10 protein-coding genes and 2 pseudogenes are annotated in these 12036 nt (G+C 60.3%); 7 read left to right on the forward strand and 5 right to left on the reverse strand.

The features are described from left to right. The first annotated feature begins 44 nt into the window (after positions 1-44). From IMCC21224_RS16945 to IMCC21224_RS16970, 7 genes are all read left to right on the forward strand, one after another. On the forward strand, positions 45-4280 hold the full coding sequence (locus IMCC21224_RS16945) for a hypothetical protein (protein WP_156178317.1): 4236 nt from the start codon (positions 45-47) through the stop codon (positions 4278-4280). Between the two features lie 4 nt (positions 4281-4284). Then, complete coding sequence (locus tag IMCC21224_RS16950) at positions 4285-5106, forward strand: hypothetical protein (protein WP_047996341.1); 822 nt, start codon at positions 4285-4287, stop codon at positions 5104-5106. Positions 5107-5176: 70 nt separating this feature from the next. Then, complete coding sequence (locus IMCC21224_RS27905) at positions 5177-5320, forward strand: hypothetical protein (RefSeq protein ID WP_156178318.1); 144 nt, start codon at positions 5177-5179, stop codon at positions 5318-5320. Continuing rightward, positions 5317-5730, forward strand: coding sequence for a hypothetical protein (locus tag IMCC21224_RS16955; protein WP_047996342.1), 414 nt, complete (start codon positions 5317-5319; stop codon positions 5728-5730). The genes IMCC21224_RS27905 and IMCC21224_RS16955 overlap by 4 nt, the downstream gene beginning before the upstream one ends. Beyond that, a complete protein-coding gene (locus IMCC21224_RS16960; RefSeq protein ID WP_047996343.1) occupies positions 5723-6007 on the forward strand; it encodes a hypothetical protein in 285 nt (94 codons plus the stop codon). The genes IMCC21224_RS16955 and IMCC21224_RS16960 overlap by 8 nt, the downstream gene beginning before the upstream one ends. Positions 6008-6136: 129 nt before the next feature. Then, entirely contained in the window at positions 6137-6916 is a 780-nt protein-coding gene (locus tag IMCC21224_RS16965; RefSeq protein ID WP_047996344.1) for a hypothetical protein, read from the forward strand. Further along, a complete protein-coding gene (locus IMCC21224_RS16970; protein WP_082135254.1) occupies positions 6891-8822 on the forward strand; it encodes a 7-cyano-7-deazaguanine synthase in 1932 nt (643 codons plus the stop codon). Before IMCC21224_RS16965 ends, IMCC21224_RS16970 begins: the two co-directional genes overlap by 26 nt. Here IMCC21224_RS16970 and IMCC21224_RS16975 read toward each other — a convergent pair. The 5 genes and pseudogenes from IMCC21224_RS16975 to IMCC21224_RS28565 all read right to left on the reverse strand — a co-directional run. Continuing rightward, positions 8747-9811 (reverse strand): site-specific integrase, encoded by a 1065-nt coding sequence (locus IMCC21224_RS16975; protein WP_047996345.1) that lies wholly within the window; start codon positions 9809-9811, stop codon positions 8747-8749. The genes IMCC21224_RS16970 and IMCC21224_RS16975 overlap by 76 nt on opposite strands. After that, positions 9789-10295 carry a helix-turn-helix domain-containing protein gene (locus tag IMCC21224_RS16980; RefSeq protein ID WP_047996346.1) on the reverse strand — a complete coding sequence of 169 codons (507 nt, stop codon included), beginning with the start codon at positions 10293-10295 and terminating at the stop codon, positions 9789-9791. Before IMCC21224_RS16980 ends, IMCC21224_RS16975 begins: the two co-directional genes overlap by 23 nt. After that, entirely contained in the window at positions 10295-10498 is a 204-nt protein-coding gene (locus IMCC21224_RS16985; protein WP_047997233.1) for an AlpA family transcriptional regulator, read from the reverse strand. Before IMCC21224_RS16985 ends, IMCC21224_RS16980 begins: the two co-directional genes overlap by 1 nt. Positions 10499-10822: 324 nt before the next feature. Further along, positions 10823-11448: pseudogene (locus IMCC21224_RS16990) on the reverse strand (transposase); the annotation flags it as partial. A 120-nt stretch (positions 11449-11568) separates the two neighbouring features. Beyond that, positions 11569-12020 (reverse strand): annotated as a pseudogene (locus IMCC21224_RS28565) (transposase); the annotation flags it as partial. Positions 12021-12036: the final 16 nt, after the last annotated feature.

Consider the following 12036-nt stretch of genomic DNA (forward strand, 5'->3'; position numbering starts at 1 on the left):
CGAGGAAGCTTTGCCAGGGGCATCGCCAATCGCTTGAGGGCAGCATGACACAAACTCCCGTCCGTTCGACGTACGTGGCCGCAAGTACCTTTCTGGATGATGTCATAGGCAACCGGGACGGCAGCACAGTTCGTGTCAGCGCGGCAAATCTGGCGCAACAGATTGCCGGGACTGGCGCGGTCGCAGATATGCTTCATGCGCTGCAGGACCTGGTTGCGACTGATGCTGCACCGGCGGCAGGCGGTCCGGTCCGGGCGGCGTTCAACCAGAACTCGGTCCTTTCTGGGGATCTCAACTGCGACGGGGTCACGGATCTGGAGGACGGCGACCGGATTCTCGCGCCGCAGCAGACCGACCCTGCCGACAATGGCATCTATGTGGTTAACACTAGTGGGGCCTGGACGCGCGCGAGCGATATGGATAGCGCGGGCGAGGTTGCGGGGACCATCGTCTATGTTTCGGACGGGGTTCAGAACGGCGGCAAGACGTATTTTACACAAAGCGTGGTTGCGACCCTTGGTGCGGATGACATTCTGTTTGTTGAGCTGTCGAATCAGGCGGTTCTGCGTCAGCTGGTAGTGGACCTTTCAGCATCTCTGGCCTTAGTCGCGACATCGGGGGAATACGGTGATCTGACCGGAACACCGTCGCTCGGCACAGCAGCGGCCACCGATGCGACAGCCTATGCCACGGTGGCACAAGGCACGACGGCGGATACCGCAGTGCAGCCCGGCGATCTTGCAGAGGTCGCAACATCTGGCGATTATGCGGACCTTACCGGCAAGCCGACGCTCGGGACAGCGGCGGCTACGGCTGCAACGGCCTACGCCACTGCCGCGCAGGGAGCCAAGGCTGACACTGCCACCCAGCCGGGGGATCTTGGCACCGCTGCCACCACAGCCGTGAGCGCTTATGCCACGGCAGCCCAAGGGGCAACGGCGGACAGCGCAGTCCAGCCCGGCGACATCGGAACGGCTGCCGCCACTGCTGCGACCGACTACGCCACAGCGGCACAAGGCGATAAGGCCGATACCGCCGTGCAGGCCGCCACATTGGAGGCCCGTGCCGCCCGCGCGCAACTCTTGAACATCAGCCGCGCGGAAATCAGGGAGGCATGGACAAGCGCCCTGACTGGTGAGCCGGGTGACAAAGCCGCGATCTCAGAAGGCACGGTAGAAATCACCGACGCAGGCGGCTCGGTTCTGGTCATTTCCGGCAATGAATATTCAGGTAGCATCGACATCGCGCCGCGTCAGGTCTGGGCGGTTGAGCCGGGTCGCGCCTATCAGGCGCGCATGGTCTGCCAGCGCGTCACTGATCCAATTGATCCGTCTGGCCACGCGGTTGAAGTGCGGATGCAGAACTTGTCCAAGACCAAGGCCAGTGTGTCTAACCTCGTGGTTGAGACCCTTGACGGCGATGATGTTACCGAGGCAGCGGGCCGGATCGAAACGGTGTTCACGTTCGGCCATGCCAGCGTTTCTGCGGATTATTCTGTGCCGGCGACCACGCGCTATGCCGTGCCGTTTTTTCGGGTGTACGGCGATGCCCACGAGTTGGCCGTCGAATTGGTGTCTGTCGAAGATGTGACCGGCCTGATCCTGAAAGCTGACGCGAGTGCCCTTGGCACAGCGTCAGCCGAGGACGTTGGGTATTTTGCCACGGCAGCCCAAGGGGCAACGGCGGACAGCGCAGTCCAGCCCGGCGACCTCGGAACAGCCGCAGCCACCGATGCCAGCGATTATGCCACGGCAGTGCAAGGGGCCAAAGCCGATACAGCCACCCAGCCTGACGACCTTGCGGATGTTGCGACTTCGGGAGATTATGACGATCTGACCGGCAAACCGACGCTGGGAACAGCTGCGGCAACTGCATCCAGCGCCTATGCGACTGCCGCGCAGGGCGTCCTTGCCGCCAGTGCGGTGCAACCCGGCGATCTGACGCCGGTTGCTGCGTCTGGCAGCTACGACGACCTGTCCGACAAACCCACGCTGGGCACGGCGGCAGCCACCGATGCCAGCGCTTACGCAACGGCGGCACAAGGGGCATTGGCTGACGCTGCGCCAGCGGCGCTGGTCGTCGAAACCGACGCCCGAACCGATGCCGATGCGGCCATTCGCGCGCAGATCGGCGGCGTAGAGCCGTTGCCGCGCGGTGTCGGTTTGCGCATTCGTGGCGTGGATGATCGCACGTTGCAGGATCTGAACTGGGATCGTGCATCCGAGCAGTATCGCTGGGACGGCCACGCCCTGAGCGGCGATGTGACCGGACTGACGCGTGATGTCGGCGGCGCGGCGCAACTTCCGCGCGGCGTTGCTCTGCAAGTGCGCGGGGTCGATGATCGCGTCGTGAGTCAGATGCTCTGGGATCGTGCATCCGAGCAGTACCGCTGGGACGGCCACGCCCTGAGCGGCGATGTGACCGGACTGACGCGTGATGTCGGCGGCGCGGCGCAACTTCCGCGCGGCGTTGCTCTGCAACTGCGTGGGGCCGATGATCGTGTCGTGAGCCAGATGCTTTGGGACAGAGATCTGGGCAAAGCGCGCTGGGATGGGCACGCCCTGAGCGGCGAGGATCAGGTTTATCGCGCTGGCGAGACGGTAGACGCTGACGTGACCAGCGTGCGTGCCCGGCGGGTTGATATCGACGTCAAGACCGACCCATCCGGCCTTGCCTGGGTGCCACTTCCGCCAGTGCGGACGCCTCATGTGTCTGGCATCAACAGCAGCGGCACTGAGCTCTCGTTCCGCCGCTCCTGGGGGTTGCCGATCAGAGGACGCGACAATGTCGGTGCCTACGATCCCGGGTCGACCGCATCCACGGCAAGCAAGGGCACCTTCACCGACACTCTGGCTGCGGCGGGTGACTACGCAGCGGGTGACTATTTCGAACAGTCAGCTGTCGCGGGCAACACCGTCAATGCCCTCACCTACGCGCAGGGTGATCTGGCAGTCTCGGACGGATCTGATTGGATCAAACAGGCCGCGCCAACCGTGAATCCGCTGTTTGCCGGTCAGTTCGCGACCATCACCGGAGCTGGGTTGTTCAAAGGTATCGCACTGACGGTCGGGGCGCGGCTGATCTTTGCAGGTCGACAGAAAAACAGCGGCGTAACGGATCAGCGGCACTGGTCACTTGCAGACGCTGATCGCGGCGATATCTGCTTGATGGGCGAAACAGCCACGCCGGATGCAGCTCCGCCAACATCGCCCCAGAATGGCGACTTGTGGTTTGTGACGGCCAGCGACGGCGATTTTGTCGCGGGCGACGGTCTACTGCGAGTTGACGGTGCATGGTCGAGACTGCCGGGGTCGCCGGTGACGACGGTTGCGGATGGCGCTGCGGTCTGGCTGTCGTGCGACCGGGCCAGTCAGATCGAAGTGCGGCGGGCCGACACCTCGACCACACAGGCGGCTGTTGCGCTCAAGGGCATGACCGAAACCAAGCGCCCTGTGGTGCTGTCGCGCGATATCTGGTGGGTGGGTGACAGCATGCCCGGATATGCATCTGCGGAGCTGATCGAGCTACTGTCCGATCGCACGGTCACAGTTCAGTCCATGTCAGGTGCAACGTCCTACGAAGTGCTGGCGCATGTTGAGCGCACAATTCGCGACCTTGGCGACCCCTATGCCAACCGGGTGCTGATATCCTGGCACGGCGAAAACAATGGCAACGACGTCGAGCAGGTCAATGAGGTCAACGCGCGGCTGGCTTCCATGTCTGGAACGGTTCAGCAGCGCTGCCTGCTGATGTCGAAGCTCGGTCAATATCAGATGTCGTGGACCGGATCACGGATCGCGGTTGTCTATCACGAGCAACAGATTTCCGCGATTAGCGGTGCCCAGACAACACGGATGCGCAATTTCATCCGCGACAATTACGTAGCCTCGCTCTTCGACACCCGCGCCGAATTGTGCGCGTCCGCAGGTTCGACACCGGACCTGATCCACCCCGGAAACACTGAGGCCGAAACAGCGGCGGCGTATGGCATCGTGCCGTTCTCCTACTTCTTCCCGCTCAATGACATGCCCTGGAAGGCGGCTGACCTTAATTTTGTCGGCTACCGCTCTGACGCGGGCCTGCCTGCGGGCGGGTCTGATCTGGATTACCACATCCGCTCAGTCGCGGATGGTTCGGACGGGGTAGGTCAGTTGATCGTCAAAGAGGACGGGACGTGGACCAAGCGCGACATCACCAACGTCACCCACATGGTGCCTGACGCGGGCAACGTCGCGCTGGCCAACCGCATCAATCTCAAACTCGCAGAAAAAGGATGGTAATCTGATGTCGAGCATTTTGAAACTTTCGGGGCCAGCAGGCCCAGGACTGGCGCTGAGCGCAAACACGGAAAGTGCGCTCAAGATCGCGGCGGTTGACGCAATGGTCGCGGGCGGGGTCAAGGGCTTTGTCTGTCCGACCTTCGGCAACGCGGACAGATTTTATAGCCGCACTGCCTACGCAGCGGACATTCAGGATGAGCTGTTCCCGCACATCTTCTACGAATTTCCCGTCGCGGCGGGTGCGCCAACGGCCACGGCAACCGGTACGGCACCGGCGCTGGCTTGGGATGGGTTGGACGTGCCAAACGGGGCGCGTTCCAATCAGGCGGCGCAAGTCAACGGCTATGATGGCGCTCAACATGTTGACCTCTGGATGATCGCTTGCGTGACGCCGGGCGATCAAGCCGCTGCATCCAGCTATCTTTCGGTGCTGGCTACTTCCGGATACGGCACTTCCATCATCCGTGCCACGTCCAGCAATGCGATCCAATTTACCGTCGACAGCGCTCACACGTTGCCGATCTATACCGAGACCGATCTGGCTAACCCGCACGTTTATTCGATGCGATATGAGCGCGCGACGGATTACGTTCGGACCTATCGGGATGGCGTTCAACAGATCAACCAGTATTTAACAGGCACCCACCCAGACGCTGAAATGCTGACCGGGCCGATTGGTATCGGGGGTGTGGGAGCGTCAGGAACGGGAGCGCCGTTTGCCAATGTAGACGGTCGGTTTCACGTTGGAATCGTCGGCAACGGCATCCTCACGAACACCCAGCACACCGCGATTGTCGATTGGCTCAAAGATACGTTCTCAATCTGAGAGCCCAGACCAGCGGACAGGGCGGCAGCCCTGCCTCACTGAGCAACCACGCCCATCGGAGATGATTTCCATGAGTTCTAACCACCTGAGCACGATCGAATACGCAGCACCGGTGCGCGAGTTTAAGGTCGCGACCAACTATGGCGCGGATGGCCGCTATGACGGTGAAACATTTACCGACCCGACCGACCCGACCGGCGTGATCTGGCCGTGAAGCCACTTCTTCTCTGGATCTGGCATCTCGATACGCGCCTTACCGAGATCGTCCTGGGCAGCGTGACGTTTGCCAGGGGGGCCACGCTGGCACTGCCGGGCGGCATGATGGCGGGAGAATCTTATCGTGGTTTCACCTTCCTGCCCGAAGCGATCTGGGCGGTTGTGTTCGCCGTCTTCGGCCTTGCGCAGCTCGGCGCGGTGGTGATCAACGGTCGCTGGCGTCGCTCCCCGGCAATCCGGGCGACAGGAGCGCTGTTCGGGGTCTGGTCCTTTGCGGCTCTCACAGCGGGATTTGCGGCTTCAAGTGGTCTGAGCCTGGCGTCGGGCCTCTACGGGATACTGACCCTCTGGTCTGCCTATTGCCTGATCAATATCTCCAGCAAGACGGCAAAGCGCACTGATGATTGAGTTTCTAAAGGATACGTTATCCCCGGAGCTGGTTGTGGCGTTCGGCTCAGCATTGGCCGCAGTCATTACGGCTCTGCTTGTGAGGGGAAAGGCGAATTCCACACCCTCGGCCGCGAGTATCGTGCAGCAGGCTATCCGACCGGAAACCGAAGCCGAGATCCGCGCGGCCGACGCCTTGGAGAAGATCGCAGCATCGACCACAAAGATGGCGGAGAGCGTTGATCGGATCGAGCGCCAGACGTTTGTGCTGGTCGATCGTGGCAACAGAAGTCGCTGAGGCGTCAGGAAATGGAGGCGGTTGGCATTTTCCTGACGCCTCAGTTCAGAATTGTTTGGCCAAAGCTGATGTCATTCTTGGCCAAAGCTGATGGCGCGCCACACCTGATCGGAAATTCGGGAGCGATGCATGGGCCACATTAGGCTCGGAACCTTGCCACAGTCCAGGAAATGGCGCGATGTGGTTCGGTTACTGGACTCGTCGGCGCCGCTGGAGGATGTGGCTCAAGCTGCTGCGAGAGCATCTGAGACAGATCTGCGCCGGGCGTCTGACGATCCCAACTTTCAGTTCGTGACGCAATTGCTTGTCCATTTGCCGTTGCTGGCACGCGCGCCGGGATACGAAGCTGCGATGGCGGACCTTGGGATCGCGGCGAGTTCGCTGGACTCGCTTACCGGGCTGCTGGCCGGTGTGAACGACGCCATCGGTCAACATGCATTTGAACAGGGCCGGTCCTCGGACGCCGGAGAGATGGCCAAAGCGGCCTTGATCGAGAGCCTGTCCGCACAGATGCGCGACCGCCTGCCGACGTTGTTTGATCCGACACCGCAGGAAATCCGCAAGGTTCTGGCCTCGTTTGCCAGCGGTCAGAACTTTGCCATTCTGGCACGGCATTTCTTTGCCCGGCTGAGCTATCGTTCACTCGACTATTATCTGAGCCGGGAGCTGGCGAACCATACCGGCGCGGGCAAACGGTTTGCCGACGATGCGCGCCGCACGGAATTCAGCCGCGCCCTGTCGCAACACACATTCGAGGCCTCCCGGACCGTTGAGACGTACGCAGGCGGCTGGTACGGCAAGACGGTCTGGAAGGAGCAAACCCTCAGTCAGGACAAGATCAACGACTTTACGCGCTATGCGTTCAAGAAAATGAGGTCCGAGCTTGGGCGGCGCCGCACCTCTGCCTGAGCTTGTCGTGACCTGCTTCGCGCCGCTCGCAGATCGCGAGGGCGACGAAAAGCTGCGGTTCGAGATTGACGGGAAGGTCAAATCCATCTCGCTGCGCATTAGCCAGATGAGCCGTCAGCTGGTGACGCATCTGCCGGATATGGCAATCGACTTGATCGAACTGGCGGCCTTTGTTTATGGCATCGATTCCAGTGTTAGCCGGGGCGGGCTCGCCGATCAGCAGATGGGCGCCAAATGGCACCGAAGTTTCTTGGTCGAAGTCCCGGTGCGCGCGCTCGACCGCTGGTCCGATCCTGATTTGAAGCGAGAGTTGGAGGAGACGTTGATGTTTCTTTCTGGCGACCGGTTTACGTTCCGGTTTGTTCAGATCCAGGGCGGCAGTTCTGGTCCGACAGGGTATTTCGATTTTGGCCCGAACTCTTCTTGGAAACCAGATTCGGTGCTGATGTTTTCGGGAGGGCTGGATTCCTTCGCTGGCGCGCTGGAGGAAATCATCGACCGCAGGCACCGGGTTGCCCTGATCAGCCACTTCTCGTCCACCAAGATCGCGCCGATCCAGAACGCGCTGCAGAAGCATATGGCCCAAGAACTCGGAACCGAGATGCTGAAACACATTCCGATGCGCGTTCAACTGGGCGGCGGAACCAACGCCGAAGGCACCCACCGCTCCCGGTCTTTCTTGTTCGCAGCCCTAGGCATGGCGACAGCCGTGGCATTTGGCAGGGAACGCGTGTCATTTTATGAGAACGGTGTTGTCAGTCTCAACTTACCGCCGGTGGGCAATGTGCTGGGCACGCGGGCAACGCGGACGACACATCCACAAACGCTGCAACGGTTTCAGAGCCTCTTCAGCCGGATTTTCGACGCCTCGTTGCGCGTCGACAACCCGTTCTTCTGGCGCACCAAGACAGATGTTGTCGAGACGATTGCGCGGCTCGGAATGGCGGACCAGATTGCGTTTACCCGCAGCTGTGCGGATGTCCACAATCAGACCAAGCAACACCCCCATTGCGGTCGCTGCTCGCAATGCATTGATCGCAGGTTCGCCATCATGGCTGCGGACCTCACAGCCTTCGATCCCGAGGAGGCTTACCGCATTGACCTGATGACCGGACGTCGGGAGCGTGTTCAGGACAAGGAGGTGGCGTTGTCCTACGTCCGCAGTGCGCAAGGCTATGAGATGATGTCAGGCACAGATCTTGTCGCGCAATATCCAGCGATCCTGAACGCCGTGGATCATCTTGGAGAACCACCGGACACCGCGCTCACACGGATGGCGTCACTCCTGCGACGGCACGGGCGATCCGTTTCAACGGTAATGCGCAAGGAGCTTGCGGCCCAACGCCCGGATCAGTTTTCCCTGGACAGCTTGGCTCGTATGTTCGGCGATTTGCAGCGGGCACAGGTTATGCCAGCAGAGCAAATAATTGTGTCGAATGTTGACACCATTGAACGTGGAGAACCTGCCTCTCTGGTGTTCGATCGCAAGCGCAAACTCGTTGTAATAAACGACGCGATTACGATCAAGGGTACCGCCTATCGCCTGCTGGACTGTCTTGCCAACGAATTTCTTGCCGGTGCTGGGAAAGGTCTTGATCTTCTGGACTACCCGATGACGGACGCATGGAAACTGGCGAAGTGCGCGGGCCTGTCGGACGATGCAGCCCTGCGTCAAGCTGTGAGCCGGTCCCGCAAGCAACTGGGACTTAAATTTTCCGCAGCGGGGTTCGAGGCCGCTGAAGGCGAAGCGCTGATCGAGAACATCCCATGGAGCGGTTATCGCCTGAACCCGGAACTGGCGAAGATCCGGATGCTTTCTGCAAAGGACAATCATTCGAAGACGTCAAAATCATCCTCCTCCGGCAGCGGCCCCCGCTTGCGGAAACGCGCCAGCAGATCGACCTGACGCCCGGGGGCAACAGATCCGTAGGATCGGAATGTTGTGAGAACGTCATCGTGTCCCATGTTCTGCGACCAGGCCTTGTAGTCCTCTGGCGTGCGGCAATGGTCCTTGGCCAATTCCGCAAGAGTGTCCCGGACGCGATGCGGCGAAAACGGTGGCAGACCGGCATCGACAAAGGCCTGCTTGAACACCCGGGCCGCCGACGAGGGCGAGGCCCAGGGCGCCCGGTCGATCCCGAGGGCAGAAAACTGCCGTGATGTGCCGACACCGACCCGCGTTTTGGGAAGCAGCGGATCGCTGTCCGAGAAGTGGTGCTGCGTCCTAAGTTCCAAGATCCAGTCCCGAACGAACTGCTCGCAGGGTGCGAGCATGGGAAAGAAGGCCGTGGTGAAGCTCTTGCCGAACTTCGTGTCAACAGAGCGCCCATCGAAATGCACGCAGGCATTGGCCAGATCGACATGACCCAGCCGCAACGTGATCGCCGCCCCCTCGCGGGACCCGGTGAGAAAGAGAAAGGCAACCAACGCCCGGTCCCGACGTTGCAACACCGTCTCATCCGGCATCCCGCTGAGCAGCCGAACAACCTGCGCAGGCGACGCGTGTGGTTTCCAGCAGGACGTGCGTCGCGCGTTGTCAGATTTGCGATCCGGACCAAGGAATTCGATGTCGGACCGCGAGATCCGGGACTTGTAGCCGGGCTGATCGGCGAGCCAACTGTAGAAGGTCTGGACTTCGCGCAGGACTCCGTTGACCGACGTCGAGGACAGTTTTGCGCCGGTGCGTTGATTTTGCTGAGAAGAGAGACGGCGCTTAAAACTGCGGGCGCGCTCCGAATGGAAGCTGCGGAAATCCTTGCCGTCGAGAAAGGACTCATAGGTCGAGATCGCGGCGGCGGATTTGTCGACCGAGGCATCCGACAGCCCCTTGGCGTCCTTGCGCCAGATCAGGTATTTGCGCTTAATGCGCAGGTTATCCGAGTTGCGTTTTGTCATGGGTCGAGGCCTCCGGTGTCGAGGTATCATTTGAACGGGGATCAAGCAGAGACACTAATCTTGGATTGGCCTGTTGCACTGCGACCTCAATCTTGGCGCGAATGACCTCCAGATCGGCCCGCTTTACCACCTTGTTAAGGATGCAGCCGCAGGCCGGGCAGAGCGCCTTCAGCATACCGGTGGTCGCCGTCTGCTGGGAGTATTCAGCAAATTTGCCATCCGGTTCCTGCGGTTCCTTGCAGCCGAGGCAATAGAGATGATGCAGCGCCAGACGCGTTCTGACCTTCGCCCGGCGATGGCCGAGGAAGTCCTTCAGATCCGCCCCCCGGATCAGCCAAGGCACGCGGGACTGATCCGCGATCAGCCCCTTGTCCTTGATCCAGCGGATCACAGTCTGGCGATGACGGCCCAGCGCCTCTGCTGCCTCCCAGATGGTGTAGATCTGATGCGTCTTGATCCGGTTCGGTGAGGGAACGCCTGCCATCACGCCCCCTCCACCGGCAGCGGACCAGAGGTGTTCTGGCAGACCTGCGCCGCCTCCCAAGCCTCCACATCCTCTTCGCGATACAACACCCGAGCCCCGATCTTCAGGAACCGAGGGCCCTTGCCCAGCCACCGCCACTGCTCCAAAGTACGCGGCGACATCTGCCACCGCGCCGCCAACTGCTGTTGTGTCATCTTGCCCATGCAAAACCTCTTTGGTTCGGCCCAGACCGAGTTGGTTCGATCCGGTTCGTCTGCAAAGGATGCGTCTTTCGATCCCCAAAGTATGTGAGTTCGGGCACGGAAGACGTGACCACAGAGCATGGTAAGCAACTGAAAACTCTCACTTAAGATCATCAAAGTGTGATCTTTTCCAGAAAAATTGTGATAGGGTTAAAATGAACTGATCTTCATAGCCTCGGCTGAAATTAGTGAATGGACAGGGCGAAAATTTCTGAAAATGCCCCCAAACTTCCATTTCAAGCCGACCGTGGCTTGCGTAATTGGCCAAACTGACTGCAAATGATCGCGGAGCGTTGGCGCATGGGCATAGCGCTCGACCTGTAGCGCAAGACGCGGTGCCAGGCGGTTGTAGTTCTGGCGCAGCGTGATCCCGCCTTCGTCTGCCAAGGCGACAAGCTGAAGACGAGCCTTCTCGTACAGGCGTGCATCGGTTGGGTGGGCGATGTTCTTTTCCATCACCGTCGTGTCCACGGATATACGCGACAGACTGCGGTCCTCGACTGTCCCCGACGCCCGCCCGGCCTCGATGGTCTTGGTGAGCAGCCACTCGGCCCCTTCCTCTCCGATCCGCTTGCGCCACCGTGTCAGCGAGGACGGATCGATCGGCGGGCGGTGCTGGAAGAAAACCTCGCCGGTAAAATGCTGATAATGGGGTTTTCGACCCAGGGGGCGACAACGCCTTCGTCGGAGAGGCGATAGGCGTGCTGGAGATACAGCAGCCCCGCGACCGGGCGCGGCGATGTGGCTGGCCGCCCAGTCGTGGAGGGAAAGAAACCAGCCCATTCCGTCTCGAAGAACTCCCAGTCGATCAGCTTTTCCAGCTTCGCCAATGCGTGGCGCAGATCGATCATGTCGGTCAGGCGGGGGCGCAGGAGGTCATCCTGCTCTTCAGCGCGGGGATGAGGCTTCATCACGGCTCCAGAATTTGCAAGGTTTCAGGATCCAGCATGCGAAATCCTGCAATTTCCCGCTATAGTTTTGGCGGGATCACCAAACAAATTCAGAGGATTGCGAGTTGTTCAGGCTGAACTATCAAGGGTCATCTTTGTGGGCAGGTGTGATCCCTCAATCGTGCGAATGATCTCAAGCTTCTCGGTTGCTGGATACCTCATTCCTCGAACCCCCCAGCCCCTATCATGCTTTTTTTGAGAAGGCGGTTTTCCAAGGCGAGGTCAGCCACGCATTCTTTCAGGGCCATAGCCTCAGATCGCAGATCCTTCACCTCAGGCGATGTCGCCTTACGCGCTGTGTCGCCGGAAAGACGACGCTTTCCAGCCTCAAGCAATTCCTTCGACCAAGTCTAATACAGGCTGTCATAGATACCCTAGCGGCGACATACCGCCGAGATGCTTTCCTCCCCGCGAAATCCGGCCAAAACAATGCGGATCTGCTCCTCTGCCGAGTGGGTCTGGCGGGTCTTGCCGTGGATGTTTTTGACCAGCTTGTCAGATGCGTCTTTCGATGTTCCGGGCTTCTTGTTCATCTTCGCTCCTTAAAGG

Source organism: Puniceibacterium sp. IMCC21224, from assembly GCF_001038505.1.
Taxonomy (GTDB): Bacteria; Pseudomonadota; Alphaproteobacteria; order Rhodobacterales; family Rhodobacteraceae; genus Puniceibacterium.

Bases quoted from the DNA above. Each gene is read 5' to 3' on its own strand.
- IMCC21224_RS16945 (WP_156178317.1), top strand. From the start codon at position 45: ATGACACAAACTCCCGTCCGTTCGACGTACGTGGCCGCAAGTACCTTT.
- IMCC21224_RS16950 (WP_047996341.1), top strand. From the start codon at position 4,285: ATGTCGAGCATTTTGAAACTTTCGGGGCCAGCAGGCCCAGGACTGGCG.
- IMCC21224_RS27905 (WP_156178318.1), top strand. From the start codon at position 5,177: ATGAGTTCTAACCACCTGAGCACGATCGAATACGCAGCACCGGTGCGC.
- IMCC21224_RS16960 (WP_047996343.1), top strand. From the start codon at position 5,723: ATGATTGAGTTTCTAAAGGATACGTTATCCCCGGAGCTGGTTGTGGCG.
- IMCC21224_RS16965 (WP_047996344.1), top strand. From the start codon at position 6,137: ATGGGCCACATTAGGCTCGGAACCTTGCCACAGTCCAGGAAATGGCGC.
- IMCC21224_RS16975 (WP_047996345.1), bottom strand. From the start codon at position 9,811: ATGACAAAACGCAACTCGGATAACCTGCGCATTAAGCGCAAATACCTG.
- IMCC21224_RS16980 (WP_047996346.1), bottom strand. From the start codon at position 10,295: ATGGCAGGCGTTCCCTCACCGAACCGGATCAAGACGCATCAGATCTAC.
- IMCC21224_RS16985 (WP_047997233.1), bottom strand. From the start codon at position 10,498: ATGGGCAAGATGACACAACAGCAGTTGGCGGCGCGGTGGCAGATGTCG.